This is a genomic window from Pseudomonas sp. HMSC076A11 (assembly GCF_001810205.1).
Taxonomy (GTDB): domain Bacteria; phylum Pseudomonadota; class Gammaproteobacteria; order Pseudomonadales; family Pseudomonadaceae; genus Pseudomonas; species Pseudomonas aeruginosa.
On sequence record NZ_KV800319.1, the window covers coordinates 55,060 to 80,778 of the forward strand.

Consider the following 25,719-nt stretch of genomic DNA (forward strand, 5'->3'; position numbering starts at 1 on the left):
TGGATGACGCGCGTGGCGCCGGGGTTACATGCCCGCGCCTTCGAGGCTGCCGATGACCAGGCCCTTGATGATGAAGCCCAGTACGCCCAGGCCGAGGGCGAAGAACAGGATCAGGGTTCCGAACTTGCCGGCTTTCGACTTCTTCGCCAGGTCCCACACGATGAAAGCCATGAACAGGATAAGCACGGTCACCAGACCGGTCATCATCCACTCTTCGAACAGTTCGGGATCCATTGGCAACCTCCGGATTTTCAAGCAAACGAAGTCCGGCTCGCGGTCGGACGGAGCGTGCCATGGGGGGCGGGCAAGGCGTTTATCGTTCTACGAGCAGGCTGCTCTTTATATGCGGGGGCCACGCGGGCATGACAACTGAAACAGGCTGCCGATTATACGGCATGCCGCCTGTTCCGTGTCATGTCCCAGGTCTCGCTACGATCAATCGCGCAGGTGCTCCAGCGGCAGTTCGGTACTCGCCAGCACCTGGTTGAGGACGAAGCTGGAGCGCACGCTGGAGACCCCCTCGATGCGCGTCAGGGTACCCAGCAGGAGCTTCTGGTAGTGGTCCATGTCCGGCACCACGACCTTCAACTGGTAGTCCGCGTCCATCCCGGTGACCAGGCTGCACTCCAGCACTTCCGGGCATTTGCCGATGACTTCCTGGAAATGTTCGAAGCGTTCCGGGGTGTGTCGGTCCATGCCTATGAGGACGAAGGCGGTGAGGCTCAGGCCGAGTTTCTTGCGGTCCAGCAAGGCTACCTGGCGGACGATGTAGCCGTCGTCCTCGAGCTGCTTGACCCGTCGCGAACAGGGCGATGGCGACAGGCCTATCCGTTCTGCCAGTTCCTGGTTGGAGATGCGTGCGTCGCGCTGGAGTTCTTCGAGGATACGCAGGTCGTAGCGGTCGAGTTTGTTCATGGCGAGGATTTCTTTCAGGTTGATTGCCATCGGCAAGGTGAATTTGAGTGATTTATTGCGCAATCAAGGTTCTGGTGAGCAATATTAGCAATCATTGGTCGCGCCTGGCGACGTATTCTTTTACCCAGATTCACGGCCCGGACATCTCGTCCATCACGGCTCGCCCAATCAGGCCAGCCGTGGCCGCCGACCCTACAGGGTTGCGCCGGCCTCCGGGTTGCACACCGCCCAGAAGGTGGAGTGAGGTGAGCCGTCGCCAACAGCGCCGAGCCAGGACAGTTACCCCAGAAGGGAGGTCGACGGGCCTCCCTTTTTCTTTGCCCGCGATCCGGCCCGTGCCGCGCTTTTACCCATTCTTTACCCGGCGTTTACCCACCCTTGGCGGAAAACGGCGGAAAGTCGTTCCCGGGATCATTCGAACATGGCCGGGCGACCATGCCCGGGGCGAGGCAGACGATGAACGGTGGATGGTGGCGAATGCTCGGGGTGGGCGCTCTCTCGCTGAGCCTGTGCGTCCAGGCGCAGGCCGACGACGGCCGAGGGGGACGCGGCGGACCCGGCGGCGAGCGCGGTGTTGCCCACGGACAACCGGGACCTGGCCGCGGCGAAGCGTACGGCGGCAGTTGGGGACCGCATCCCGACTGGCGTCCGGGCCGGGTGGTGGAGGCCTTGCCGCGCGGACACCTGCGGGTGCCCTATCGCGGCGGCGAGTATTTCTTCCACGACGGCTACTGGTACCGACCCGACGGCCCGCGCTATGTGCTGGTCGTGCCGCCCCGCGGGGTGCGCGTCCGCAGCCTGCCACCCTATGCGGAGCAGGTCTGGCTGGGCAGCGTGCTGTACTTCCTTGCCGCCGGTACTTACTACCTGTGGCATGCCGACACCCGTGAGTACGAAGTGGTCAGCCCGCCGCCGCGGGCAGCGGGGCCCGGTTATCCGGTCAGCGTGCCGGCCACCGGCTACGACGTGGTGGCCTACCCCGCGCGCGGCCAGGGGCCCGACCAGCAGGGCCGCGACCGCTACGAGTGCCACCGCTGGGCGGTGGGCGAGAGCGGCTTCGACCCGGCGGGGGCGACCTACGCGCCGGCCGCCGAGGTCGCCAACGGCTACCGCCGGGCCATGGCCGCCTGCCTGAGCGGGCGCGGCTACAGCGTCAACTGACGGTTTCCTTGCCGACCACTTCCTGCGGGTCGGCATGGATCAGCACCTCGGCCTTCGGGTATTCGCGCTTGATCGCCAGCACTGCGCGGTCGGTCAGGGCGTGGGCCACCGACAGGCTTAGCTCGCCGGGCAGCTCGAGGTGCAACTGGACGAACCAGTGGTTGCCGGAGATCCGCGTGCGCACGTCGTGCGCGCCGAGCACTCCCGGCACGCTGCAGGCGAGTTCGCGCATGCGCTCGCTGATGTCGGTAGGCAGTTCCCGGTCCATCAGGATCGACACCGACTCGCGAGCGATCTGCAGGGCGCTCCAGAGGATGTACAGGGCGATGCCCAGGCCGAACAGGCCGTCGCTCTGTGGCCAGCCGTAGCGGGCCAGGAGCAGTGCCACGAGGATGCTGGCGTTGAGCAGCAGGTCCGAGCGGTAGTGCAGCGAGTCGGCGCGTATCGCGGTGGAACCGGTGCGGCGGATGACGTGGGTCTGGAAGGCCAGGAGAAGGGCCGTGAGCAGCAGCGACAGCAGCATCACCGCGATGCCCCAGGTGGCCGCGCCGAGGGGCTGCGGGTCGCGCAATTGCTCGACCGCCTGGATAGCCACCAGCACCGCGCTGGCACCGATGAACATGGCCTGGGCCAGGCCGGCCAGGGCCTCGGCCTTGCCGTGGCCGTAGCGGTGGTCGTCGTCGGCCGGGCGTAGCGAATAGTGCACCGCCAGCAGGTTGAGCAGCGAGGCGGCACTGTCCAGCAGGGAGTCGGTGAGGCCGGCGAGCAGGCTCACCGAACCGCTCAGCCACCAGGCAATGGCCTTGCCGATGACCAGGGTGACGGCGACACCGAGCGAGGCCAGGGTGGCCAGGCGCAGCAGGCGGGCGTGGGGGGAATCGGGACTCATGGGGCGCTTCTGTCAGGAGGGACGGCGCCACTGTAAACCAACCGGGCGGCGACCGGGCACTGACGCACGGTCGCGCTCGGAGGGCGGATCAGGCGGCCGGCTTCAGGCCATAGGCCGCCAGTTGCTCGACGCTGCCGCTGTGGCGGATGAGGCGCGGGTCGTCGAGCGGCAGTTCACGGCCGATCTCGCGTTCGAGGATGGCCTTGAGCTTGCGGTTGTCGACCTTGCCGTCCGCGCCGACGGCATCCTTGAGCACTTCCGGGGCGACCGAGTACTTGGCGTCGGGCAGGTAGATGGCGCCGGTGGCGAAGTCGACGCCGAAGGCGATCAGGCCGGGGATGATATAGAACAGCAGGCCGATGGCGTCGAAGGCGACGATGGCCGGATCGATGCGACCGTCGATCTGGCCGCGTCGCTCGGGGTAGAACAGCGTACCGCAGGCCGACAACTGGCTCAGCAGGGCTGCACTGAGAACGGCACAGGAAACGCGGGTGGCAAGGCGCATGTATGACCTCCGGGTGAACATGACGGCGAACTATAGCAATCGACCAGCGTTCGGCAATCTTCTGCCGCGACGATGACGATAAGACCGTCGAAGGCGCCTGCCGGTTCGCCGGTATACTTCGTCGGTCAGTCCGGAGCCAGCATGATTTCCCTACCCATCGACGCCGTTGTTCCCGCCCTGCGCCAGGCCCTTGGCGCACAACACCAGGCCGTCCTGGAAGCCCCGCCGGGTGCCGGCAAGACCACCCGGGTGCCGCTGGCCCTGCTCGACGAGCCCTGGCTCGCCGGCCAACGCATCCTCATGCTCGAACCGCGACGCCTGGCGGCGCGGGCCGCGGCCGAGCGGCTGGCCGCCGAGCTGGGCGAAAAGGTCGGCGAGACCGTCGGCTACCGGATCCGCCTGGAGAGCAGGGTCGGCCCGAAGACCCGCATCGAAGTGGTCACCGAGGGTATCCTTGCCCGTCGCCTGCAAGACGACCCGGCGCTGGACGGTGTCGGCCTGGTGATCTTCGACGAATTCCACGAGCGCAGCCTGGATGCCGACCTGGCCCTGGCGCTGACTCTCAATGGCCGCGAACTGTTGCGCGACGAGCCGCCGCTGAAAGTGCTGGTGATGTCGGCGACCCTGGAGGGCGAGCGTCTTGCGGCGCTGCTCGGCGAAGCGCCGGTGGTGCGCAGCGAGGGCCGCATGTTCCCGGTGGATATCCGCTGGGGACGGGCGGCGCAACCCGGCGAGTTCATCGAGCCGCGGGTGCAGCAGGCGGTGCTCCAGGCGCTGGCGGAGGAAAGCGGCAGCGTGCTGGTCTTTCTTCCCGGCCAGGCCGAGATCCGCCGCGTTCACGAAGGCTTGCGCGAGGCCCTTGGCGGTCGCCCCGAGGTGCTGCTCTGCCCGCTGCATGGCGAGCTCGACCTCGCCGCCCAGCGCGCCGCCATCGAGCCGGCGTCGCGGGGCACGCGCAAGGTGGTGCTGGCGACCAACATCGCCGAGACCAGCCTGACCATCGACGGCGTACGGGTGGTGATCGACGCCGGCCTGGCGCGGGTGCCGCGCTTCGATCCGGGTAGCGGCATGACCCGCCTGGAGACCCAGCGCATCTCCCGCGCCTCCGCTACCCAGCGTGCCGGCCGCGCAGGGCGCCTGGAGCCGGGCGTATGCTACCGCTTGTGGTCGGAGAGCCAGCATGAGCAGTTGCCTGCCTACGGCACGGCGGAAATCCTCCAGGCCGATCTGGCCGGGCTGGCCCTGCAACTGGCGCGCTGGGGCGTGGCGCCGGAGGAGCTGGCCTGGCTCGACGCGCCGCCCGCGGCGGCCTACGCCCAGGCCCGCGAGCTGCTCGGGCGGCTGGGGGCGCTGAACGCCAGCGGCGCGTTGAGTGCCCATGGCCAGGCGATGGCCGAATTGCCGACCCATCCGCGCATTGCCCACCTGCTGCTGCGCGGCCAGGCCCTCGGCCTTGGCGAACTGGCTTGCGACGTAGCGGCGCTGCTCGGCGAACGTGACATACAGCGTGGCGGCGGCGCCGACCTGCACAGCCGTCTCGCCCTGCTCGCCGGCGAGGCCCGCCCTGGCGCCTCGCGCGGCGCGGTACAGCGCGCCCGGCAACTGGCCCGGCAGTTCCGCGGTTACCTGCGCGGCGCCGCCAGCGAGGCGGTCGTCGATCCCGGTCATCCGCGTTGGCTGGGTTGCCTGCTGGCCTTCGCCTATCCCGACCGCATCGCTCGCCAGCGCCGCGCCGGCGGCGGCGACTACCGGCTGGCCAATGGACGCGCTGCGCAGTTCGGCGAACCGGACAGCCTGATGAAGCTGCCCTGGCTGGTGATCGCCGATCTGGGCAGCCGCCAGGGCCAGCGCGAAGAGCGGATCTACCTGGCCGCCGAACTCGATCCGAGGTTGTTCGATACGGTCCTGGCGGAGCAGGTCAGCCAGCGCGACGAGCTGCAGTGGGACGAGCGCGAAGGCGTGCTGCGCGCCGAGCGCCAGCGCCGGGTCGGCGAACTGGTGCTGTCCAGCGAGGCGCTACCCGGCCTCGACGAAGCGGCGCGCAGCCAGGCGCTGCTCGGCCTGGTCCGGCGCAAGGGCCTGGAGTTGTTGCCCTGGACCCCGGAACTGCGCCAGTGGCAGGCGCGCATCGGCTTGCTGCGCCGGCTGGACCTGGAAGACAAGGGCGAGAGCGAGTGGCCGGACGTCAGTGACGCCGCGTTGCTGGAACGGTTGGAGGAATGGTTGCCGGCCTATCTCGGCAAGGTCACCCGCCTGGCTCACTTCGCCAACCTCGACCTGGCTTCGATCCTCGCCGGGCTGTTGCCCTGGCCATTACCGCAGCGTCTCGACGAGTGGGCACCGAAAACCCTGGAAGTCCCCTCCGGCTCGCGCATCCGCCTGGACTACAGCGAAACCCCGCCGATCCTCGCGGTGCGCCTGCAGGAACTGTTCGGCCTCGGCGACACTCCGCGCATCGCCCAGGGCCGCCTGGCAGTGAAGCTGCACCTGCTGTCTCCCGCGCATCGCCCGGTGCAGGTGACCCAGGACCTGGCGAACTTCTGGCGCAGCACCTATGCGGAAGTCAGGAAGGACCTGAAGGGACGCTATCCGAAGCATTATTGGCCGGACGACCCGCTGGTGGCCGAGGCCACTGCCCGGGCCAAGCCACGCAAGTAGTCGACGGCGCTCAGAGCACCCGGGTCAGGTCGTCGTCGAGGAAGTGCCGGAAACTCAGGCGCTGGCCGTCGGCGAAGTCGAAGTGGCTGTCCAGGGTCGGGCCGTTGAGGACGAACTCCAGGGCCAGCAGGCGCACACCGGCCAGGCCGCGCTGCCGGCCGAGGTCGTGCAGGCGGTACTCGCCCGGGCCTTCGTCGTTCTCGCAGGGCCGCGGCGCTTCGCCGCTGCGCCAGAACACCGTCTCGCCCTCGAAGTAGAGGCGATACCAGCGTTGCTCGAACTGCAGGTAGACCACGTTCACCGGATCGGCCGGACGGCCTTCCCACCACCATTCCTGGATCAGCAGCGACTGGCAGACCTGTCCGCGCAGGGCGGGCTGTTCGCCGTTGATCGTGCAGCAGGGGATGGCGGTATGCATCGGGCTCCTCCTCCGGGGTCGGTTCACAGCAGGGACAGGTCGGCGCCGTCGCTCCGCAACTGGTCGTAGGCCTGGTCCAGGCGGTCGCGCAGCGCTTCGGCGCCGGGAATGTGGCGCGAGACGATCATCCGCAGCGGCAGGCGGTACAGTTCCTGGCTTGCCAACGCCTGGCGGCTGGCCGCTTCCACCGGCGCCTGGTAGTCGAGCAGGTAGTCGCCGCGCCCGAGTTCGAGCATGCGCAAGGCGGCGTGGTGGGTGCCGGTGCGGTACAGGCGCAGGTGCAGGTTGGGGTCCTGGATGAAGTCGGTGACCGGTTTCCAGTAGCTGTAGCCGCTGATCAGGATCAGCCGGCGTCCGGCCAGGTCCTGGGGAACCCGCGGTGCCGGATGGTGCGCCGGGTAGTACAGGTTCAGGCTGACGTGGCCGAGCACGCGCCGCGCCTGGAGGGTGTCGGCGGCCAGCTCCGGCTTGGCCGCGCCGGCCCACAGCGCCACGCTGCCATCCTGCAGCCCCAGGTACAGGCGCGCGCTGGGCAGGGCGCGGAACGCCGGACGATAGCCGGCCCGCTCCAGCAGCAGGCGGACCAGGCGGGCGCCGGAACCGGCGGCGTGGCCATCCCGGGCGGTATAGATGTAGGGGGGGAATTCGTAGTAGCCGACGTTCAACGACGGCCTTGCGTCCTGCGCATGGAGCTGCGGGGCGGCCAGCAGGGCGAACGCCAGCAGCGCGAGCAGGGGCGTTGTGGTGCGTAGGGGCATGGTGTGCGGCCTTGCCGTTTTTTGTTGTTATGAATGGGGGCGAAGCATGCGGCGCGCCGGGCCGCTTGTCCAGCCCGGCGCGCGCCCGGTCAATGGGGCAGCAGGAAGCGCGCGGCGAGCGGCAGGTGGTTGGAGATCTGCAGCGTATCGCTGCGCCGGACCCGGGCATCGAGACGGGTCAGCGAGGGGCTGTGGAACAGGTAGTCGAGGGTCCGATCCGGCCCCTGGACCCGTGGGTCGTTGGGGAAGTGCGTGTACCAGCGAACCTGGTCGACGCCACTGGCCTCTTCCAGCGACGGCACCATCGGGAAGCGCCCGCTCAGGATGGCCAGTTCGCTGTCTTCCCGGTAGGGCGCGCGCAGCGGCGCCAGCAGGTAGGGATACTGGCCGGGCGGCAGCAGGTTGAGGTCGCCGCCGAGCAGCCAGGGCGTGCGCCTGGCCTGCAGTTCGTCGAGCAGCGTACGGGTGGTCCCGACCTGGCGCTCGAGGGTGTCGTCGTTCGCCTGCGGGCGGTCGAAGCGAGCGTTGAGCACGGCCAGCTCGCCGCCGCCGTCGATCGGCAGGTGGCTGACCAGGATCGCCGGGCGCGGCCCGAACAGGCGGTCGAACAGCCCGCCATCGCGTGGCGGCAACTGGCGCCGCTCGGCGCTATCGATGCGATAGCGGCTCAGGGTGGCCTGCTTGCGGCCGACGCTGCCGAAGATGTGCGGCGTCGGCACGAAGGCCGACTTCCACTCGTAGGCCTGGGCGCTGCAATGGTAGAGATCGTTGATGCGCTCCTGGATCAGCGCCAGTTGGTCCTGATCGTCGGTGGCGCTGGAGCCGTCGTCGATCTCCTGGAGCAGGACCAGGTCCGGCTGCTCGTCGCGGATCACCCGGACCACCTCGTCGAGGGTGAACGCCAGGTCTTCGGCGGTGGGGCGCTGGTCCGGGCCGGTGGCATCCGGCAGGTCGTCCCAGAAGACGTAGCGCTTGCCGGCCAGGTACTGGATGTTCCAGGTCATCACCTTCAGGGCCTGCCCCGGCTTCAGCGCCGGCGCGGCACCCTGGCAATGCAGGGGCGCGGCTTCGCGGTCGGCGGGTTGCCAGCTCAGCAGGTAGCTGGCGAGCAGGGCACCGCCGACCAGCAGGAGCAGGCCGACGAACAGCAGGTTGCGTAGACGGGGCAGTGACATCGCAATCGAGACTATGCTGGAAAGGACCAGAGCATAGAGCTTGCCGCCGCGCATTTCATCCTTGCAGGTCGAATTGACGCAAGGGTTCGCGTTTTTTCGAGCGGGAGGGTACCGCATGCCGCGCAAGGTATTCAGCAGCCAGGCCTACCGCCACAAGGTGGTGCTGGTCAGCGGCGGCTGTTCCGGCATCGGTCGCGCGCTGGCACTGCGTTTCGCCCGGGCCGGTGCGCGACTGGCGATCCTCGACCTCGACCAGGCGGCGCTGGACAGTTTGGTCCAGCACCTGCGCGACCATCTCGGCGGCGAGGCGCTCGGCCTGCGCTGCGACGTCGCCGACGCCGATGCGGTGGAGCGTGCCGTGGCGCTGGCGGTGGAGCGCTTCGGCGGCATCGACGTGCTGGTCAATAACGCCGGCATCACCCACCGCGGTACCTTCGCCGAAACCGGCCTGGGGGTTTTCCGCAAGGTCATGGCGGTGAACTTCTTCGGCGCCGTGCATTGCACCCGCGCGGCGCTGCCGAGCCTGCTCGAACGGCGCGGGCAGATCGTCGTGCTCAGTTCGCTGACCGGCTTCGCCCCGTTGCTCTACCGCAGCGCCTACAACGCCAGCAAGCATGCCTTGCACGGTCTGTTCGATACCCTGCGGATGGAGCTGGAAGGCACCGGCGTCAGCGTGACCCTGGCCTGCCCGGGATTCACCGCCACCGACCTGCGCAAGAACGCGCTGGTCGGCGATGGCTCGGTGACTCGCCAGCCGGTGCAAGTGCTGGGCAGCCAGGTGGCATCGCCGGTGGAGGTCGCCGAGGCGATCTTCCAGGGCGCCGCGCGGCGCCGGCGCCTGCTGGTGCTGTCCAACGTCAACTGGCGGGCGCGGCTGCTGGCGCGCTTCTTTCCGCGTCTCTTCGAAAAGCTGCTGGTGCCGCGCCTGTCGGGACTCAAGCCGCAACCCTGACGGTGCTCAGTGGGCGTGGTCGTGGGCGTCGAAGCCCTGGCTCATGTCCCAGTAGGAGGCCTCGACCTTGTGCCCGTCGAGGTCGCGGATGAAACACCCGTAGTAGGGCTCGCCGTACAGCGGACGCGGGCCCGGCGCGCCCTCGTCGCGTGCGCCGGCGGCCAGGGCCGCGGCGTGGAAGGCGTCGACCTGGGCCTTGCTGTCGGCGAAGAAGCCGACGTGGCTGCCGTTGCCGACGCTGGCGGGACGGCCGTCGATTGGCGCCTGCACCCAGAACTCCGGATAGAGCTTGCCGTAGGCTACGGCGCCGGGGTATTCGAGGATCACCTTGCAGCCGAGGGCGGCCATCACCGCGTCGTAGAAGGCTCGGGCACGGGGAAAGTCGTTGGTGCCGATGGACAGGTGGGAAATGCAGCTGGGGTTGGCCGATTCGTCGCTCATGGTCCGTTCCTCGAGGCAGGGCTCGTCAAGCATAGGCCAGCGCGGCGAATCGGCGCGCGGCGCCGTTCACATCCCGTTGCGTGGCGCCGGACCGAGGCTGTAGATGCGGAAGGCGACGATGGTCAACAGCAGCTGGAAGAACCCGCTGAGCGTATGCAGGGCGACCCGCAGCACGACGGCGTCGCCGGCCGAATCGGCGAGCCAGGCTTCCAGGCTCCAGACCGGCAGCAGGATCACCAGCGAACAGGCGAGGATCAGGAAGAATCGCCCACGGGTGAACTCGAAGCTTTCCCGCAGCGCCTGCAGCGGACTACGGCCGCGCAGCACCAGGCAGAATTCGGCGAAGGACAGCTTCACCATGACGAAGATGCCCGGCAGGATCAGCAGCGACAGGCCGAGCACGATCAGCAGCGAAGTCAGCGCCGCGAGTAGCGCGAAGGCTGGCCACAGGCGCAGCGCGGCGCTCCACAGCTGGCCGACGCGAGGCCGCTCGTCGCGCCCGCGCGCGTCCATGAACAGGATCAGGGCTGCGGTGTAGAGCGGGTAGAAGAGCAGTCCGGCGACCAGGCTCCAGGCGCCCATCTGCTGGGGGCCGACGGCTTCGTCGATCTGCTGCTGGAGCAGGCTTTCGAGGAATATCCAGGGCAGGCAGAGCGGCACCAGGGTGGTCAGGTGGCGGGTGAAGAAGAACCAGGCGTCACGCAGCGGCAGCAGAGGATTCATCGCGGGTCGGCAGATCGGATACGAGCCCGCGACTCTAACCCAGCCGGCCGCCGAGGCCAACGCCTGGCGGCCGCCGTTGCCGTTCAGGCCGCTTCGCGAGCCTGGGCCTGCTCCAGTTCGCGGACCAGCGGCAACACGTGCTTGCCGAAATACTCCACTTCTTCGTGGAAGTGCAGGAAGGCCGACAGCACCAGGTCGACCCCGGCCGCCTTCAGCGCGACGATGCGCTCGGCGATCTGCCGTGGCGTGCCGATCAGGTTGGTCTTGAAGCCGTCGTTGTATTGCACCAGGTCTTCGAAGGTGGATTTGGCCCAGTTGCCATCGCCCTCCGGCGAGGCCTTGCCGGCCTGTTTCACCGCGTCGCCGAAGGCGTTCACCGCCTCGTAGTCGGCCTTGGCGATGATCTCGTCGAGCACCGCCCGCGCTTCCTCCTCGGTGTCGCGGGCAATGATGAAGGCGTTCACTCCGACCTTGACCGAATGGCCGTTGGCCGCCGCCTTGGCGCGGATGTCCTCGACCTGGGCGCGGATGCCGTCGATGCTGTTGCCGTTGGTGAAGTACCAGTCGGACACGCGCGAGGCCATGTCCCGCGCCGCCCGCGAGCTGCCGCCCTGGAAGATTTCCGGGTGCGGCTGCTGGATCGGCTTGGGTTTCAGGGTGTAGTCGTGGAAACGATAGAAATCGCCCTTGAAGGTGAAGTTTTCCTCGGTCCAGATGCCTTTCAGCACGCGGATGAACTCCTCGGAGCGCCGATAGCGTTCGTCGTGCTCCAGCCAGGGTTCGCCGATGCCGGTGAACTCTCCCTTGAACCAGCCGCTGACGATGTTCACCGCGACCCGGCCATTGGTCAGTTGGTCGATCGTCGCCAGTTGCTTGGCCACCACCGCAGGATGCCAGGGGCCAGGCAGGATCGCCGCGATCACCTTGAGCTTCTCGGTGGCCGCCAGCAGGGCGTGGCTGATGGCCACCGACTCGTGCTGGTACTCGGCGCCGTAGCCGGCGGTGAAGCGGATCTGCGAGAGGGCGTAGTCGAAGCCGTTGCGTTCCGCCAACTGGGCCAGCTTGCGGTTGTAGTCGATGTCCCAGCTGGTGCGTTGCTCGATCTTGCTCACCACCAGGCCGCCGCTGACGTTGGGGACCCAGTAGGCGAAGCGGATCGGCTGTTGCTCTTGGCTCATCGGGGGTATCTCCGGGTAGGGGCGTGGTCCGGTGTCTATGAAGGAACCGTGCCATCCCGGATTCATGTTTTCGAATCAATGGCTTATGGGGGATATGGCGGAACCGGCCTGTCTTCTGCCGGACAGCCCTGTTGTCCCGCTGTTGCCCGGCAGACAGTCAGGCCGGCAAGCGCTGCAACAGTTCGGCGGCGCGCAGTACCACGGCGTACTCGCCGTGCAGGTTGGCCAACGCCATCGCATGCACCTCGTCGGCGCTGCGCGGGGTGCCGTGGAAATCGGGCTTGGCGAAGGTGAAGCAGGCGTCGGCCACTACCCAGGTCTGGAAGCCGAGGTTGCCGGCGCTGCGTGCGCTGGCTTCCACCGAGTTCTCCGTGGCTACCCCGACGAGCGCCACCTGGCGGATGTCGCGGACATGGAGCCAGCGTTGCAGGCCGCTGTTGATGAAGGCGTCGGGAACGTTCTTCTCGAACACCGCCTCGTCGTCGCGCGGCGCCAGCGCTGGCTGGAACTCCACGCCAGGCTGGCCGGGCGCGAAGGGCGAGCCGGGCTGCCGGGATACGTGCCGGACGTGCACCACCGGCCAGCCGGCGGCGCGCCAGGCGGCAAGCAGTTCGACGATGCGCGCCTCGGCGCCGGGATTGTTGCGCGGCGGCAGGTCGTGGCGCTGCATGCCGCGTTGCAGGTCGACGATCAGCAGGGCGACCTGGGACCGTGCGGAGCGCTGGGCATCGTCATTCATCGGGAATTCACCGGAGGAACTTGAGATCGTGCAGGGTGCTCCAATATTTCCCTTTGGTGCAATCCATCCTTCCTTCTCGAAATGCAGTCGAGGCGTGCGATGAAATCCGATGAGAAAACCCTGATCGACGGCCTGTTCAGCCGCCTGCGCGAGGCCGAGGGGCAGTCCGCTCCGCGTGACGCCGAGGCCGAGGCGCAGATCAACCAGCACCTGGTGCGGCAGCCGGCGGCGCCGTACTACATGGCGCAGGTGGTGCTGATCCAGGAAGCCGCGCTGAAGCGCCTCGACCAACGGGTGAAGGAGCTCGAGGCGCAGGTCGCCCAGTTGCAGCAGAGCCGTCCGAGCAGCGGCGGCTTCCTCTCCGGCCTGTTCGGCGGCGGCGCGCGCGACGAGCCGGCGCCGAGCCAATCGGGGCGCCCGGCGGGCTGGGGCGAGACGCGTTTCTCCAATCCGGCGGCGGCCGGCGACATGCGTCCGGGTATGGCGCCCGCCGCGGCGGCCGCGCCTTCGCGGGCCAGCGGCTTTCTCGGCGGTGCGCTGCAGACGGCCGCTGGGGTCGCTGGCGGGATGCTGGTGGCCGACCTGCTCACCGGCATGTTCCGCCACAGCCAGCCGCAGGAAATCGTCGAGGTGATCCAGGACGTCCCGGTGGATAACCTCGACGCCAGCCAGTTTGCCGATCCCGAGCCGGCGACCGAGCGCTTCGCCGATAGCGACTATCCCGCCGACGGCGGTTTCGCCGATGGCGATTTCAGCGACAGCGACTTCAACGACGACTCCAGCTTCCTCGGCGACGACGATTTGTTCACCTGACCGTTAGGGTTGCGGGCCGTGGGCTGCGATAATGGTGGCCCACTGCCGTCGTTCCGGAGTTCCCCTTGAGTCGTCCCGAGTCGCCCGCGGCGAAGAAGATCGCTGTCTTCGCCGATGTGCAGAACCTCTACTACACCGTGCGCCAGGCCTACGGCTGCCATCTCAACTACGCCGCCCTGTGGGCAGACATCGCTCGCGGCGGGAGCATCGTCGAGGCCTATGCCTACGCCATCGACCGCGGCGACCCGCGTCAGCAGCAGTTCCAGCAGATTCTGCGCAACCTCGGTTTCACGGTGAAGCTGAAGCCCTACATCCAGCGTGCCGACGGCTCGGCCAAGGGTGACTGGGATGTCGGCATCACCATCGACGTACTGGATGCCGCGCCACGGGTGGACGAAGTGGTGCTGCTGTCCGGTGACGGCGACTTCGATCTGCTGCTGGAGAAGGTCATCCGCGCCCACGGCGTCGTGGCTACGGCCTACGGGGTGCCTGGCCTGACCGCCAACGCGCTGATCCGAGCGGCGTCGCGCTACGTGCCGATCGAGGGCGGACTGCTGCTCAAGGGCTGACCGGCCGCGCTCCAGAGGACGATGGGAGACGGCGAATCCGCTAGAATGCCGTCCGTTTCCTTTTTTCCGAGTCGCTCATGACGTTCGCTTCCCTCGGTCTGCTCGACCCCCTGCTCAAGGCCCTCGAAGGGCTCGGCCACGGCACGCCTACGCCGATCCAGGCCCAAGCCATACCCCCGGCGCTCAAGGGCCGCGACCTGCTCGCCGCAGCACAGACCGGCACCGGCAAGACCGCCGGTTTCGCCCTGCCGTTGCTGCAGCGGCTGACCCTGGAGGGGCCGCAGGTCGCTGCGAACTCGGTGCGTGCACTGGTCCTGGTTCCAACCCGCGAACTGGCCGAGCAGGTCCACGCCAGCGTCCGCGACTACGGCCAGCACCTGCCGCTGCGTACCGCGGTGGCCTACGGTGGGGTCAGCATCAACCCGCAGATGATGAAGCTGCGCAAGGGAGTGGATATCCTCGTCGCCACTCCCGGGCGGCTGCTCGACCTGTATCGGCAGAACGCGGTGAAGTTCGCCCAGCTCCAGGCGTTGGTGCTGGACGAAGCCGATCGCATGCTCGACCTCGGTTTCGCCCGCGAGCTGGACGAACTGTTCGCCGCGCTGCCGCGCAAGCGCCAGACCCTGCTGTTTTCCGCGACCTTCTCCGACGCCATCCGCACGCTGGCCCGTGAACTGCTGCGCGACCCGCTGTCCATCGAGGTCAGTCCGCGCAATACCGCGGCGAAGAGCGTCAGGCAATGGCTGGTGCCGGTGGACAAGAAGCGCAAGGCCGAGCTGTTCTGCCACCTGTTGCAGGCCAATCGCTGGCGCCAGGCGCTGGTCTTCGCCAAGACCCGCAAGAGCGTCGAGGAACTGGTCGGACTGTTGCAGCGGCAGGGTATCGCCGCCGACTCGATCCATGGCGACAAGCCGCAGCCGGCGCGGCTGCGCGCCTTGCAGCGGTTCAAGGCCGGCGAGGTAGACCTGCTGGTAGCCACCGACGTGGCCGCGCGTGGCCTGGATATCGAGGAAATGCCGCTGGTGGTCAACTTCGACCTGCCGATCGTCGCCGAGGACTACGTGCATCGCATCGGCCGTACCGGACGTGCCGGTGCCTCCGGCCAGGCGGTGTCGCTGGTCTGCGCCGACGAAGTGGAGCTGCTGGCGGCGATCGAGACACTGATCGGGCAGACCCTGCAACGCCGCGAGGAGCCCGACTTCGAGCCGGAGCACCGGGTGCCGCAGACCGCACCGGGCGGCGTGGTGCTGAAGAAACCGAAGAAGCCGAAGAAACCCAAGGCCGCGGAGAGCGTCGGCAAGCCCGGCAAGATCCACTTGGGCAGTTGGTTCGACAGCAGCGCGCCGACGGTCAAGGCGGTGCGCAAGGCACCGGGCTTCGGCGCGGGTGCGGCGGGCAAGCCGAAGAAGCGGCCGTCCGGCAAATAGCGAGGCGCTGGCGTACCGGTCTCTAGCGCCTGCCGCGCAACCAGGCCAGCGCGCCGAGTCCGGCCACGCGCCCGCTGGCGAAGCAGGCGGTCAACAGGTAGCCGCCGGTGGGCGCCTCCCAGTCGAGCATTTCCCCAGCGCAGAACACGCCGGGCAGGCCATCGAGCATCAGGTTGCGGTCGAGCGCCTCGAAGCGTACGCCGCCGGCGCTGCTGATCGCTTCGTCCAGCGGACGCGGGCGCAGCAGCGTCAGCGGCAGGCGCTTGATCGCCGCCGCCAGGCGGGCCGGCTCGGTATAGGTGGCGGCGGGGGTGAGTTCACGCAGGAGGCCGGCCCGAACCCCATCGATGCCCAACTGGCTGCGCAGGTGATTGGCCATCGACCTGGAACCGCGCGGGCGAGCCAGGGCTGCCTCGATCTGCTCGCGACGCCTGTTCGGCAACAGGTCCAGCCATACTTCGGCCGAGCCCCGTGCCTCGATCCGTTCGCGGATGGCGGCGGAGAGGGCATAGACCAGGCTGCCCTCGATACCGTCGCGGGTCACGACGAATTCGCCCTGGCGCGGCGTTTCGCCCGCCAGTCCCATGGCCACCGGTTTGACCGGAGCGCCGGAGAACTTGTCGCGAAACAGCTCGCTCCAGCCGTCGATCTCGAAACCGCAATTGCTTGGCCGCAGGGGCTCGACCTCGATGCCACGGGCGCGCAGCAGGGGCACCCAGGCGCCGTCGGAGCCCAGGCGCTGCCAACTGCCGCCACCGAGCGCCAGGATCACGGCGTCGGCGCGTATCGACAGGCGCTCGGCGGCGCTCTGGATGTCCAGCGTACCGTCCGCGTTCCAGCCCAGCCAACGGCAGCGGGTGTGGATGAGCACGCCTTGCTCGCGCAGGCGCTTGAGCCAGGCACGGAGCAACGGCGCGGCCTTCATGTCGGAGGGGAACACCCGGCCGGAACTGCCGACGAAGGTGTCGATACCCAGGCCGTGGATCCAGGCGCGCAACGCATCCGCGTCGAATTCGCCGAGCAGTGCGGCGATTTCCTTCTGGCGCCTGCCATAGCGGCCGAGGAATTGTTCCCTGGCCTCGGCATGGGTGATGTTCATGCCGCCGACGCCCGCGAGGAGGAATTTCCGGCCGACCGAGGGCATGGCGTCGAACACTTCCGTGCGTACGCCCGCCTGGCTCAGGACCTCCGCGGCCATCAGGCCTGCGGGACCGCCGCCGACGATGGCGACCTGGGGGGAAGGGGAGGATGCTTGACTGGGCATGTGGACGACGAGCGAGACCTGGGGAAACCGGCGTGCAGTGTAACCGAGGCGAAGACCGCCTCCGAGCCTTGTCGATGCCACCTGGTCCGCTCGCCGTGCGCCTGGTCAGGAACTGATCAACCGTCGCAAGGCCAGGTACGATGCGCTGCGCGAAGCGTTTTTCGCACCTTATCCACAGGCGGTTCCACACGCTTTGTGGAAATCCGCCGACGCTCGTCGCGTGGCAGGAACGGCTTCCGGTCGCGCTTGCCCGAAGGTGCGCTAGGCCTTGGCTTCGACAGCCAAGCGCCAGGTCAGTGGATCAGCGAATTGCGCTTGGCGAACTCTGCGAGGTCGACCAGCGAACCCAGGCCGAGCTTCTGCAGCAGGCGGGTCTTGTAGGTGCTGACGGTCTTGTTGCTGAGGAACAGCTTCTCGCCGATGGCCTTGTTCGAATAGCCCATGGCGAGGTGCTGGAGGACGATCATCTCGCGGTCGGAGAGCAGGCCGATAAGCTCGCTTTCGGAAATGCGTTCCGGCGGGGTGCCGAGGGTATCGAACGTGAGCGAAGGAAAGAACGTGTAGCCAGCGGTCACCGCGTTCAGGGCGTTGATCAGGTTGTTCAGGTCTTCTTCCTTGTTGACGAACCCACGGGCACCGACCTGGATGCAGCGCTTGCAGAACGCCTCTGCGGATTGCGAAGTGAGTACCAGCACCTGGCTACGCAGTCCCAGGGACTTGATCCGCGAGATCACGGTCAGGCCATCGAGTTTGGGAATGCCGATGTCGAGAATCACCACGTCCGGTTCGTGCTCCCGGACCAACTGGATGGCATCCACGCCATTGTCCGTCTCGGCGACCACCTGCAGACCATGCTTTTCCAGCAGGACGCGCACGGCGAGACGGATGACGGGGTGGTCGTCGACGATCAGGACGGTATGCATAAATTCGATTTACCTTGAGGGACCGGGACAGGGTCGGGATTCGATTTCCCGGGCGCTGCCGCCGGTGGTCATCCATGTTGGGCGCTAGGCCGAGATCGCCGTCCAGAATAGCCTGTTAAGGCGGGGCGACTCGGTTTTTCATGTGGAACCATGCTAATCCAACCGAACCTCCAAATCAGTAGGAAAATTCCCACAAAACATGGGGACTTGTCCCATAGGTCTAGTAAGGGAAACACAGCAGTATATCGCCGGTATTTCCTGGAAACCCTGTGTGGACCGTGATGAATGATTTGAATGTTCTGGTGTTGGAGGATGAGCCTTTTCAGCGCCTGGTAGCCGTCACAGCCCTGAAGAAAGTGGTGCCCGGATCGATCCTCGAGGCGGCGGACGGCAAGGAGGCGGTGGCGATCCTGGAGTCCTGCGGACACGTCGACATCGCCATCTGCGACCTGCAGATGAGCGGCATGGACGGCCTGGCGTTCCTTCGCCACGCAAGCCTGAGCGGCAAGGTCCATTCGGTGATCCTCAGCAGCGAGGTGGATCCCATCCTGCGCCAGGCCACCATTTCGATGATCGAGTGCCTGGGCCTCAATTTTCTCGGCGACCTCGGCAAGCCATTCAGCCTGGAGCGGATCACCGCCCTGTTGACCCGCTACAACGCTCGTCGCCAGGACCTGCCGCGACAGATCGAAGTCGCCGAGCTGCCCTCCGTGGCGGACGTGGTGCGCGGCCTCGACAATGGCGAGTTCGAAGCCTACTACCAGCCCAAGGTGGCCCTGGATGGCGGCGGCCTGATCGGCGCCGAGGTCCTGGCACGCTGGAACCACCCGCATCTCGGCGTATTGCCGCCGTCGCATTTCCTCTATGTGATGGAAACCTACAACCTGGTCGACAAGCTGTTCTGGCAACTGTTCAGCCAGGGGCTGGCGACGCGCAGGAAGCTGGCGCAGTTGGGGCAGCCGATCAACCTGGCGTTCAACGTCCATCCTTCGCAACTGGGTTCGCGTGCCCTGGCCGAGAACATCTCGGCGTTGCTGACCGAGTTCCACCTGCCGCCCAGTTCGGTGATGTTCGAGATCACCGAGACCGGGTTGATCAGCGCTCCTGCTAGCAGCCTGGAGAACCTCGTGCGTCTGCGGATCATGGGCTGCGGCCTGGCGATGGACGATTTCGGCGCCGGCTATTCGTCCCTCGACCGGCTCTGCGAGTTTCCCTTCAGCCAGATCAAGCTGGACAGAACCTTCGTCCAGAAGATGAAGACCCAGCCCAGGAGTTGCGCCGTCATCAGCAGTGTCGTGGCGTTGGCGCAGGCGCTGGGAATTTCCCTGGTGGTGGAAGGGGTGGAGAGCGACGAACAACGGGTACGCCTGATCGAACTCGGTTGCTCCATAGCCCAGGGCTATCTGTTCGCCCGGCCGATGCCGGAACAGCACTTTCTCGACTATTGCTCCGGATCCTGACGCCGCCGCCCTGGCCTCGGCTGCCTCTAGCCGAACGCCGGGCCTCGCGCCGGACGCGTTTCCTTTCCATACAACTGCCGGCCCTGCCGCACAGACCTTTCATGCGATCAAAACTATTCCTGCTGTTCTTCTGCCTGCTGCTGTCGGGCGGACGCCTGTTCGCCGTCGAAGCGCATCCGTCCCTGACGCTGTTCAGCCAGTTGCGCATCGAGCACGAGGACATGGCGATCGCCGAGGACGACTGGGCCTGGCTGCGTCACAAGGGTCACCTGAGGCTCGGCGCGGCGCTGGACGAGACCTCGCCCTTCAACGTCCGGCTCGACGACGAGAACTACGAAGGCATAACGGCGGACGTCGCCACGCTGGTCGGGCAGTTGCTCGGCATGCGCATCAAGGTCGTGAGCTTCGATACCCATGCGGATGCCGTGGCGGCGCTCGCTGCCGGAAAGATCGACCTGCTTGGCAGCCATTACAGCTCGGCGGGTGATTCCTCCCTGGTGCTCAGCCAACCCTATGCCCGTGATCGATTGGCGGTGTTCAAGCGGATGGGGGAAAAGCGCAACTCGCCGGAGGATCTCGCCGGACTCAGCGTGGCGGTGGCCCGGGAGCATGTCGGGGAATTGCGCCAGCGTTTCCCGCGGGCGCGTTTCGTGGTCTTCGGCAGCCATGACGAGGCCGTTGCCGCGGTGGCTTTCGGACATACCGACCTGTATCTCGACGATGTGCTCAGCGCCTACCACCGGATCAATCGGTCCTATTACGGCTACGTGAGGTTCGAGCGGTTTGCCGATGCCCGCCTGGAAGGGGGCTACGGCTTCCTCCTTCGTCGCGGCGACACGAACCTGTTGCGCGTCGTCAACTCGGCCATCGGCGCGATCAACCAGGACCGTCTCGAAAGCATCGCCAGGCGCTGGGTCGGCAGCGGTTCCCTGCCAACGGGCCAGCGTATCGCGCTGACGCCGCAGGAGAGTCGCTGGATCGCTCGCCACCCGGTGGTGCGGTTGGTCATCAACGACGACCTGGCGCCGCTGGCCTTCTTCAATTCCGACGAGACCTTCTCGGGCATCGCCTCCGACCTGCTGGACATGATTTCCCGCCGCACCGGCCTGCATTTCCAGGTCACGCCTCGCAGTGGCGGCTTCCCCGAGCAGATCGGCGTATTGGCCAGGAAGGAGGCGGACCTGGCGATCATGAGCCGCAGCAGCAAGCGCGAGGAAATGCTGCGTTTCACCCGCTCGTTCCTGTCCACCTCGTACGTCCTCGTCACCCGGGCGGACGACAAGGGACGCGCGGAGAGCCCCGGGAGCCTCGACGGCAAGCGCATAGCGATTCCCGCCGGCCATGTGGGCATGCAACAGGTGCGCGAGCGCTATCCGCAGGCCTCGATGGTGGAGGTCGGCGTCGCGCTGGATGCCATGAACCTGGTCTACGAAGGACGGGCCGACGCGGCGGTGGTGCCGCTGGTCACCGCTCGCTACTACATCGTCCGGTTGTTCCGCGAGAGGCTGGCGATCGCCGACCTGGTTCCCATCGGTGCGGCCACCGCCCACTTCGCCGTTCGCCGAGGCGACGCCGAACTCCAGTCGATTCTCGACAAGGCCTTGCTGAGCATCTCGCCGGACGACCTGAGCGATATCGTCAATCGCTGGCGCTCGCCGCCGGGAATGAGCGGCCAGACCTGGGTCGACTACATCCTGGTGATCACCGAGATCCTGGCGATCGCAGCGGCCTTGCTGCTGCTCTGCCTGGGCTGGGTCACTTATCAGCGCCGGCAGATCAGGGTGCGCGCGCGGGTCGAACAGGCGCTCAGCGAACAGTTGCGGTTCGTCGAGGCCCTGACCGACTGCATGCCTCCGCCGCTGTATGTGCGCGATGTCAACGGACGGATGCTGTCCTGCAACCGCAGCTACCTGCAGAGCGTCGGCTTGAGTTCCGAGGAGGTGATGAACCGCACCGTGCTCGAACTGCCCATGGAAAACTTCGAGACCGCTCCGGAGTTCCATCGCAGCTACCTGATGGCCATGCGCGAGGGCAGGACCATCGAGGCGGTCTACCCGGTGGCGCTGGGCGGTCGGGAGCGCTGGATCGACCACTGGATCCAGCCGTTCCGCGATTCCAGCGGGACCATCCGCGGTGTCATCTGTGGCTGGCTGGACATCACCGAGCACCGCCAGTTGATCGATGAGCTGGAAGAGGCAAAGAATCTGGCCGACGAAGCGAGCCGGGCCAAGACCACCTTCCTGGCGACCATGAGCCACGAGATCCGCACGCCGATGAACGCGGTGATCGGTATCCTCGAACTGGCGCTCAAGCGTGCCGAGACCGGTCGGGTGGACCGTTCCAGCATCGAGATCGCCTATGCCTCGGCGAAGAGCCTGCTGGAGCTGATCGGCGATATTCTCGACATCGCCCGCATCGAGTCAGGTCGCCTCAGCCTGTCGCCGAAACGGGCCAACCTGCGCGAGCTGGTGGAATCGGTGGCACGGGTATTCGAAGGCCTGGCCCGGCAAAAGCGCCTGAGCCTGGTGCTGGAGATCGATTCGAGCATCAACGGCGACGTACTGCTGGATGCCATGCGCTTCAAGCAGATCCTCTCCAACCTGGTCAGCAACGCGATCAAGTTCACCGACGAGGGCTCGATCCGCATCCGCATCGATGGCCGCCAGGTGGAGCCGTCGCTGTTGCAGGTCAATCTCTGTGTGGAAGACACCGGCATCGGTATTTCCCTGGGCGACCAGCAGCAGTTGTTCCGGCCTTTCGCCCAGGTCAACCGCAACCTGCAGAACACCGAGGGCACCGGGCTCGGCCTGGTGATCTCGCGCTCGCTGTGCGAAATGATGGGAGGGCGCCTGGTGATGAGCAGCGAGCTGGGGCAGGGTACGCGGATCGACGTCGAGCTGCGCCTGCAGGTGCTGGAACCGATCGTCGAGAACGTGCGGGCGATCCCGCTCGGCAGTCGCCAGGCGCGGCGGTTGCAGGTGCTGGTGGTGGACGACCATGCGGTCAACCGGCAGATCCTCCATCAACAGCTGAGCTTCCTCGGCCACGACGTAGAGGAGGCGGAAAACGGCCTGAGCGCTCTCAACCTGTGGCATGGGCAACCGTTCGACATGGTCATCACCGACTGCCACATGCCGCTGATGAGCGGCTCCGACCTCGCCCGCTCGATCCGCCAGGAGGAGCGCGAGAATGGCGAGGAACCGGTGGTCATCATCGGCCTCACCGCGGACGCCCAGCCGGAGGAGATCGAGCGCTGCATCCAGGCTGGAATGAACGAATGCCTGATCAAGCCCATCGGTCTCGATGTTCTCGAGGAGCGCCTGCTGGCCCTGGGCTTTGCCGACGACGACCTGCCCGTCACCATCGACACCGAACCCGTCGCGATACCGTCGGACCCCCGTCTCTACGACCTGGATTCCCTGCATGCGCTGACCGGCGGCGAGCCGACGATGCTCAGGCGGCTGCTCGATGAACTGCTGACCAGCAACCGCAAGGACCTGGAGACCCTCGAGGGACTGGTGCAACGCCAGGAGACCGGCGAACTGGCCGAGCTGGCGCATCGGATCAAGGGCGCGGCGAGGGTGGTGCGTGGCGAGCAACTGGTGGAAAGCTGCCGGCGCCTCGAGGATGCCTGCCTCAGCCCGAACGCCTCGTTCGCCTGGGTGGAGGAGTGCGCCGTTGGGGTGAAACTGGCGATCCTCGCCCTGGACGAGAGTCTGGTGGAAGAGTGCAGGGATTGACGTGGCTTGCGCCCGTTGCCCGGGCGGTAAACCAATCGTCATCGCTTTGCCCGAGGATCGGGCATGTCCAGGCGCGGAAAAGACTACACTCCGGTTGGGTAGCCTTTTCCGCGAAGCCTGACCAAAGATCGGAATACCGCCCTCGCGGGCACCCCAGCCGATTCCTGCGGTCAGATAGTCCTTCTGGAGTGCGTTGAACGAAAGGAACCAAGCGATGGCCGACCTGACCAGCCTGAGCATCGAGCATCTGCGCTCGCCACGGCTGTATACCCACCGTCTGATCCTGCGGCCCTGGCTGGTGCAGGACCGAGCCAGGTTCGCCGAGCTGAATGCCGACCCGCGGGTGATGGAGTTCTTTCCGTCCTGCCTGGATCGCGCCCAGAGCGACGCGTTGCTGCGCCGCATCGACGCGCACTTCGCCGAGCACGGTTTTGGCTGGTGGGCGCTGCAGGTCAAGGGCGGCGATCCTTTCATCGGCTACGTGGGGCTGGAGGTCGTGGACTTCGATGCGCCCTTCGTACCCGCGGTGGCCATCGGCTGGCGTCTCGCCGCCGAGCATTGGGCGGAGGGCTTCGCCCACGAGGCGGCCGAGGCGGCGCTGAGCTACGCCTTCGATACCCTTGGCCTGGACCAGGTGGTGGCTTTCACCGTACCGGCCAACGAGAACTCCCTGGGACTGATGGAGCGCCTGGGGATGCATCGCGATCCCACCGACGACTTCGAGCATCCCGACCTGCCCCCCGGCCACCGCTTGCGGCATCATGTGCTGTACCGGTTGACGCGCGAGGACTGGCTTCGCAGATGAGTCGGCCGTTTCCGAAAAGGCCTCCCATGAACGCGAACCTTCCCCCTTCCGCCATTTCCGAACTGCATGGCCCGCGCCTGCTGCTGCGCGCCTGGCGCGACAGCGACCGCGAGGCGTTCGCCGAGATGTGCGCCGACCCGCAGGTAATGGAGTTCTTCCCCAGTGTGCTCGACCGCGCGCAGAGCGACGCCTTGGTCGATCGCGTCCAGGCGCATTTTGCCGAGCGTGGCTACGGGCCCTGGGCCCTGGAGCTACCGGGCGAGGCGGCGTTCATCGGATTCACCGGCCTGTTCGACGTGACCATGGACGTGCACTTCGCCCCGACCGTGGAGATCGGCTGGCGCCTGGCGCCCGCCTACTGGGGCCGTGGATTCGCCCGCGAAGCGGCGGAAACCGCCTTGGACTTCGCCTTCGAGCGGCTGCGCCTGCCCGAGGTGGTGGCCTTCACCACGCCGCCCAACCGCCGCTCCTGGGGCTTGATGGAGCGCCTGGGCATGCGTCGCGATCCGGCCGAGGATTTCGACCACCCACTCCTGGCAGCGGATCACCCGATGCGCCGGCATATCCTTTATCGCGTCGACGCGGCCCGCTGGGCGGAGCGGTGAACATGGGCGACGGCGGCGGCGAGGTGCTCTCCTACCATCGCCTCAGCATGCATCGCCCGGAGCGCTACGCTCCTGGTCCCGGCGGACTGGACTGGGCGACCCAGCCGGCGCCGTTCCGCCAGTACCGGGGCTGCCGGCAAGTCGAACTGCTGCATCGGCCGCTGGAGGAGTCGCCACCCTACGACGGGGTGTTTTCCGGGCCGGCGGCCGCGCCCTCTCGGCTCGATCGCCGCAGCCTCTCGCAGATGCTCTACGACGGATTGGCGCTGTCGGCCTGGAAGGAGGCCGGCGGCACTCGCTGGGCGCTGCGGGTCAATCCGTCGAGCGGCAACCTGCATCCCACCGAAGCCTACCTGCTGCTTCCCGGCGGTACCCTGGAGCCGGCGCCGCTGCTCGCCCATTACCGTCCCGACAAGCATGCCCTGGAGGTGCGCGGCGAACTGCCGGCGCCGCTGGCTTCGCTGCTGGATGACTGCTTGCCGGCCGGCGGCTGCCTCCTGGCATTGACCAGCGTGCCCTGGCGCGAGGCCTGGAAATACGGTGAGCGAGCCTATCGCTACTGCCAGCATGACCTCGGCCACGCGCTGGCCTGCCTCTCGATCGCCGCGGCGATCCAGGGCTGGGAGATGCGCCTGCTGCGCGGCGTCGCCGAAAGCGCACTGGACGGCCTGTTCGGCCTTGACCGGGACGGCTTCGCCGAGTGCGAGAGCGTCGACGCACTGTTCTGGATCGGGCCGGCGCTCACGCAGGAGCCTTCCCTTTCGCCGCGCCTGTGCGAAGGACTGGCGGCCCTGCCGTTGGCCGGCGCGCCGAACCGGCTGTCGCGGGAGTACCGGGACTGGCCGGAGTTGCAGCGGATACATGGGCTATGTCGGGCGCCGCGCCTGCCGGCACGCCCGTGGAGGGTCGCACCGGGCGAGCCCGGCAACGACAACCCCGGCCTGCCGCTGCGACCGCTGCTGCATCGGCGGCGTAGCGCGCAGCGCATGGACGGGCGCGCCGGCATCGATGTCGGGCTGCTGCGGGCCTGGCTGCGCAGGCTGCTGCCGGAGCGCTCGCCGGTGCCTTTCGCGGTCACCGGCGAGGCCGCGCGGGTCGATCTGCTGCTGTTCGTCCATCGCGTCCGGGGCCTGGTGCCGGGGTTGTACTGGCTGGACCGCAGCGGCCTGCGGCGGCCGCCGATGCGCGAGGACTTCCTCTGGCAGCACGTCGATCCGGAGTTGCCGCTGTACCTGTTGCAGGAAGGCGATGCACGCGCGCTGTCGGCGTATCTCTCCTGCCAGCAGGACATCGCCGGCGACGGCTGCGTCGCGCTCGCCATGCTCGCCCATCTCGGCGCGGCGCTCGAAGAAGGTCCCTGGTGCTATCCGCGGCTGTACTGGGAATGCGGGCAGGTCGGCCAGTTGCTCTACCTCGAGGCGGAGGCCGCCGGGCTGTCTGGGACGGGTATCGGCTGCTACTACGACCCCCTGGTGCATGAGCTGCTTGGACTAACGGATGAGTCCATGGCCAGTCTCTACCATTTCACCCTCGGCCGCGCGGTGTGGGACACTCGTCTTTGCAACATGCCCGCGTACCCGGCCATGCGCCGCGACTAGCCC

At 67.3% G+C, this 25,719-nt stretch carries 24 protein-coding genes; 11 read left to right on the forward strand and 13 right to left on the reverse strand.

The window, feature by feature from the left end:
- Positions 1-24: 24 nt before the first annotated feature.
- Both HMPREF2716_RS24660 and HMPREF2716_RS24665 read right to left on the reverse strand, forming a co-directional pair.
- The gene (locus tag HMPREF2716_RS24660; protein WP_003093125.1) at positions 25-234 is read right to left on the reverse strand and encodes a DUF2788 domain-containing protein; all 210 of its coding nucleotides are present in this window, start codon (positions 232-234) and stop codon (positions 25-27) included.
- A 201-nt stretch (positions 235-435) separates the two neighbouring features.
- Complete coding sequence (locus HMPREF2716_RS24665) at positions 436-945, reverse strand: Lrp/AsnC family transcriptional regulator (RefSeq protein ID WP_003119210.1); 510 nt, start codon at positions 943-945, stop codon at positions 436-438.
- A gap of 447 nt (positions 946-1,392) precedes the next feature.
- Between HMPREF2716_RS24665 and HMPREF2716_RS24670 the strand changes: the two genes are divergently transcribed.
- Positions 1,393-2,076, forward strand: a complete 684-nt coding sequence (locus HMPREF2716_RS24670) for a DUF6515 family protein (protein WP_043492969.1) — start codon at positions 1,393-1,395, stop codon at positions 2,074-2,076.
- Here the strand turns inward: HMPREF2716_RS24670 and fieF are convergent.
- The gene (fieF, locus tag HMPREF2716_RS24675; RefSeq protein WP_003093118.1) at positions 2,069-2,965 is read right to left on the reverse strand and encodes a CDF family cation-efflux transporter FieF; all 897 of its coding nucleotides are present in this window, start codon (positions 2,963-2,965) and stop codon (positions 2,069-2,071) included. The genes HMPREF2716_RS24670 and fieF overlap by 8 nt on opposite strands.
- A gap of 88 nt (positions 2,966-3,053) precedes the next feature.
- Positions 3,054-3,470: a hypothetical protein gene (locus HMPREF2716_RS24680; RefSeq protein ID WP_003093116.1), complete on the reverse strand. Its 417-nt coding sequence runs from the start codon at positions 3,468-3,470 to the stop codon at positions 3,054-3,056.
- A gap of 141 nt (positions 3,471-3,611) precedes the next feature.
- On the opposite strand from HMPREF2716_RS24680, the gene hrpB reads away from it, so the two are divergent.
- Entirely contained in the window at positions 3,612-6,128 is a 2,517-nt protein-coding gene (hrpB, locus tag HMPREF2716_RS24685; RefSeq protein ID WP_042178000.1) for an ATP-dependent helicase HrpB, read from the forward strand.
- Positions 6,129-6,138: 10 nt separating this feature from the next.
- Here hrpB and HMPREF2716_RS24690 read toward each other — a convergent pair whose 3' ends face one another.
- From HMPREF2716_RS24690 to HMPREF2716_RS24700, 3 genes are all read right to left on the reverse strand, one after another.
- Positions 6,139-6,546: a hypothetical protein gene (locus HMPREF2716_RS24690; protein ID WP_003118266.1), complete on the reverse strand. Its 408-nt coding sequence runs from the start codon at positions 6,544-6,546 to the stop codon at positions 6,139-6,141.
- A 23-nt stretch (positions 6,547-6,569) separates the two neighbouring features.
- The gene (locus tag HMPREF2716_RS24695; RefSeq protein ID WP_003159347.1) at positions 6,570-7,304 is read right to left on the reverse strand and encodes a substrate-binding periplasmic protein; all 735 of its coding nucleotides are present in this window, start codon (positions 7,302-7,304) and stop codon (positions 6,570-6,572) included.
- Positions 7,305-7,393: 89 nt separating this feature from the next.
- Positions 7,394-8,533 carry an endonuclease/exonuclease/phosphatase family protein gene (locus HMPREF2716_RS24700; protein ID WP_009313390.1) on the reverse strand — a complete coding sequence of 380 codons (1,140 nt, stop codon included), beginning with the start codon at positions 8,531-8,533 and terminating at the stop codon, positions 7,394-7,396.
- Between the two features lie 61 nt (positions 8,534-8,594).
- On the opposite strand from HMPREF2716_RS24700, the gene HMPREF2716_RS24705 reads away from it, so the two are divergent.
- Positions 8,595-9,431: an SDR family oxidoreductase gene (locus HMPREF2716_RS24705; RefSeq protein ID WP_003093110.1), complete on the forward strand. Its 837-nt coding sequence runs from the start codon at positions 8,595-8,597 to the stop codon at positions 9,429-9,431.
- Between the two features lie 6 nt (positions 9,432-9,437).
- Here HMPREF2716_RS24705 and HMPREF2716_RS24710 read toward each other — a convergent pair whose 3' ends face one another.
- The 4 genes from HMPREF2716_RS24710 to HMPREF2716_RS24725 all read right to left on the reverse strand — a co-directional run bounded on the left by HMPREF2716_RS24710 (position 9,438) and on the right by HMPREF2716_RS24725 (position 12,512).
- Positions 9,438-9,872 carry a VOC family protein gene (locus HMPREF2716_RS24710; protein ID WP_003106829.1) on the reverse strand — a complete coding sequence of 145 codons (435 nt, stop codon included), beginning with the start codon at positions 9,870-9,872 and terminating at the stop codon, positions 9,438-9,440.
- A gap of 66 nt (positions 9,873-9,938) precedes the next feature.
- The gene (locus tag HMPREF2716_RS24715) at positions 9,939-10,595 is read right to left on the reverse strand and encodes a DUF7847 domain-containing protein (RefSeq protein ID WP_003106831.1); all 657 of its coding nucleotides are present in this window, start codon (positions 10,593-10,595) and stop codon (positions 9,939-9,941) included.
- 83 nt (positions 10,596-10,678) lie between these two features.
- Entirely contained in the window at positions 10,679-11,773 is a 1,095-nt protein-coding gene (gene sfnG / locus HMPREF2716_RS24720; RefSeq protein ID WP_003093107.1) for a dimethylsulfone monooxygenase SfnG, read from the reverse strand.
- A gap of 157 nt (positions 11,774-11,930) precedes the next feature.
- On the reverse strand, positions 11,931-12,512 hold the full coding sequence (locus HMPREF2716_RS24725; RefSeq protein WP_003106834.1) for a cysteine hydrolase family protein: 582 nt from the start codon (positions 12,510-12,512) through the stop codon (positions 11,931-11,933).
- 99 nt (positions 12,513-12,611) lie between these two features.
- On the opposite strand from HMPREF2716_RS24725, the gene HMPREF2716_RS24730 reads away from it, so the two are divergent.
- The 3 genes from HMPREF2716_RS24730 (at position 12,612) to HMPREF2716_RS24740 (ending at position 15,321) form a co-directional block, all read left to right on the forward strand.
- Complete coding sequence (locus HMPREF2716_RS24730; RefSeq protein ID WP_019726682.1) at positions 12,612-13,325, forward strand: DUF2076 domain-containing protein; 714 nt, start codon at positions 12,612-12,614, stop codon at positions 13,323-13,325.
- Positions 13,326-13,390: 65 nt separating this feature from the next.
- On the forward strand, positions 13,391-13,894 hold the full coding sequence (locus tag HMPREF2716_RS24735; protein ID WP_003093104.1) for a LabA-like NYN domain-containing protein: 504 nt from the start codon (positions 13,391-13,393) through the stop codon (positions 13,892-13,894).
- Positions 13,895-13,971: 77 nt separating this feature from the next.
- Positions 13,972-15,321 (forward strand): RNA helicase RhlE1, encoded by a 1,350-nt coding sequence (locus HMPREF2716_RS24740; RefSeq protein ID WP_003114319.1) that lies wholly within the window; start codon positions 13,972-13,974, stop codon positions 15,319-15,321.
- 22 nt (positions 15,322-15,343) lie between these two features.
- On the opposite strand, the gene HMPREF2716_RS24745 is transcribed toward HMPREF2716_RS24740, so the two are convergent.
- Positions 15,344-16,585 (reverse strand): TIGR03862 family flavoprotein, encoded by a 1,242-nt coding sequence (locus tag HMPREF2716_RS24745; protein ID WP_003106008.1) that lies wholly within the window; start codon positions 16,583-16,585, stop codon positions 15,344-15,346.
- A 293-nt stretch (positions 16,586-16,878) separates the two neighbouring features.
- Complete coding sequence (locus HMPREF2716_RS24750; protein WP_003106011.1) at positions 16,879-17,508, reverse strand: response regulator transcription factor; 630 nt, start codon at positions 17,506-17,508, stop codon at positions 16,879-16,881.
- 281 nt (positions 17,509-17,789) lie between these two features.
- Between HMPREF2716_RS24750 and rocR the strand changes: the two genes are divergently transcribed.
- From rocR to HMPREF2716_RS24775, 5 genes are all read left to right on the forward strand, one after another.
- On the forward strand, positions 17,790-18,968 hold the full coding sequence (rocR, locus tag HMPREF2716_RS24755) for a two-component system response regulator cyclic di-GMP-specific phosphodiesterase RocR (protein WP_003106013.1): 1,179 nt from the start codon (positions 17,790-17,792) through the stop codon (positions 18,966-18,968).
- Between the two features lie 101 nt (positions 18,969-19,069).
- Complete coding sequence (locus HMPREF2716_RS24760; RefSeq protein ID WP_023518001.1) at positions 19,070-22,708, forward strand: transporter substrate-binding domain-containing protein; 3,639 nt, start codon at positions 19,070-19,072, stop codon at positions 22,706-22,708.
- Positions 22,709-22,922: 214 nt separating this feature from the next.
- Positions 22,923-23,513 carry a GNAT family N-acetyltransferase gene (locus tag HMPREF2716_RS24765; RefSeq protein WP_003110394.1) on the forward strand — a complete coding sequence of 197 codons (591 nt, stop codon included), beginning with the start codon at positions 22,923-22,925 and terminating at the stop codon, positions 23,511-23,513.
- Positions 23,514-23,539: 26 nt separating this feature from the next.
- On the forward strand, positions 23,540-24,118 hold the full coding sequence (locus HMPREF2716_RS24770; RefSeq protein ID WP_003110395.1) for a GNAT family N-acetyltransferase: 579 nt from the start codon (positions 23,540-23,542) through the stop codon (positions 24,116-24,118).
- Positions 24,119-24,120: 2 nt separating this feature from the next.
- A complete protein-coding gene (locus tag HMPREF2716_RS24775) occupies positions 24,121-25,716 on the forward strand; it encodes a SagB/ThcOx family dehydrogenase (protein ID WP_016253023.1) in 1,596 nt (531 codons plus the stop codon).
- The last annotated feature ends 3 nt before the right edge of the window (positions 25,717-25,719 follow it).

Coding starts and splice junctions, on each gene's coding strand:
- HMPREF2716_RS24660 (WP_003093125.1), bottom strand. CDS start 234: ATGGATCCCGAACTGTTCGAAGAGTGGATGATGACCGGTCTGGTGACC.
- HMPREF2716_RS24665 (WP_003119210.1), bottom strand. CDS start 945: ATGGCAATCAACCTGAAAGAAATCCTCGCCATGAACAAACTCGACCGC.
- HMPREF2716_RS24670 (WP_043492969.1), top strand. CDS start 1,393: ATGCTCGGGGTGGGCGCTCTCTCGCTGAGCCTGTGCGTCCAGGCGCAG.
- fieF (WP_003093118.1), bottom strand. CDS start 2,965: ATGAGTCCCGATTCCCCCCACGCCCGCCTGCTGCGCCTGGCCACCCTG.
- HMPREF2716_RS24680 (WP_003093116.1), bottom strand. CDS start 3,470: ATGCGCCTTGCCACCCGCGTTTCCTGTGCCGTTCTCAGTGCAGCCCTG.
- hrpB (WP_042178000.1), top strand. CDS start 3,612: ATGATTTCCCTACCCATCGACGCCGTTGTTCCCGCCCTGCGCCAGGCC.
- HMPREF2716_RS24690 (WP_003118266.1), bottom strand. CDS start 6,546: ATGCATACCGCCATCCCCTGCTGCACGATCAACGGCGAACAGCCCGCC.
- HMPREF2716_RS24695 (WP_003159347.1), bottom strand. CDS start 7,304: ATGCCCCTACGCACCACAACGCCCCTGCTCGCGCTGCTGGCGTTCGCC.
- HMPREF2716_RS24700 (WP_009313390.1), bottom strand. CDS start 8,533: ATGCGCGGCGGCAAGCTCTATGCTCTGGTCCTTTCCAGCATAGTCTCG.
- HMPREF2716_RS24705 (WP_003093110.1), top strand. CDS start 8,595: ATGCCGCGCAAGGTATTCAGCAGCCAGGCCTACCGCCACAAGGTGGTG.
- HMPREF2716_RS24710 (WP_003106829.1), bottom strand. CDS start 9,872: ATGAGCGACGAATCGGCCAACCCCAGCTGCATTTCCCACCTGTCCATC.
- HMPREF2716_RS24715 (WP_003106831.1), bottom strand. CDS start 10,595: ATGAATCCTCTGCTGCCGCTGCGTGACGCCTGGTTCTTCTTCACCCGC.
- sfnG (WP_003093107.1), bottom strand. CDS start 11,773: ATGAGCCAAGAGCAACAGCCGATCCGCTTCGCCTACTGGGTCCCCAAC.
- HMPREF2716_RS24725 (WP_003106834.1), bottom strand. CDS start 12,512: ATGAATGACGATGCCCAGCGCTCCGCACGGTCCCAGGTCGCCCTGCTG.
- HMPREF2716_RS24730 (WP_019726682.1), top strand. CDS start 12,612: ATGAAATCCGATGAGAAAACCCTGATCGACGGCCTGTTCAGCCGCCTG.
- HMPREF2716_RS24740 (WP_003114319.1), top strand. CDS start 13,972: ATGACGTTCGCTTCCCTCGGTCTGCTCGACCCCCTGCTCAAGGCCCTC.
- HMPREF2716_RS24745 (WP_003106008.1), bottom strand. CDS start 16,585: ATGCCCAGTCAAGCATCCTCCCCTTCCCCCCAGGTCGCCATCGTCGGC.
- HMPREF2716_RS24750 (WP_003106011.1), bottom strand. CDS start 17,508: ATGCATACCGTCCTGATCGTCGACGACCACCCCGTCATCCGTCTCGCC.
- rocR (WP_003106013.1), top strand. CDS start 17,790: ATGAATGATTTGAATGTTCTGGTGTTGGAGGATGAGCCTTTTCAGCGC.
- HMPREF2716_RS24760 (WP_023518001.1), top strand. CDS start 19,070: ATGCGATCAAAACTATTCCTGCTGTTCTTCTGCCTGCTGCTGTCGGGC.
- HMPREF2716_RS24765 (WP_003110394.1), top strand. CDS start 22,923: ATGGCCGACCTGACCAGCCTGAGCATCGAGCATCTGCGCTCGCCACGG.
- HMPREF2716_RS24770 (WP_003110395.1), top strand. CDS start 23,540: ATGAACGCGAACCTTCCCCCTTCCGCCATTTCCGAACTGCATGGCCCG.
- HMPREF2716_RS24775 (WP_016253023.1), top strand. CDS start 24,121: ATGGGCGACGGCGGCGGCGAGGTGCTCTCCTACCATCGCCTCAGCATG.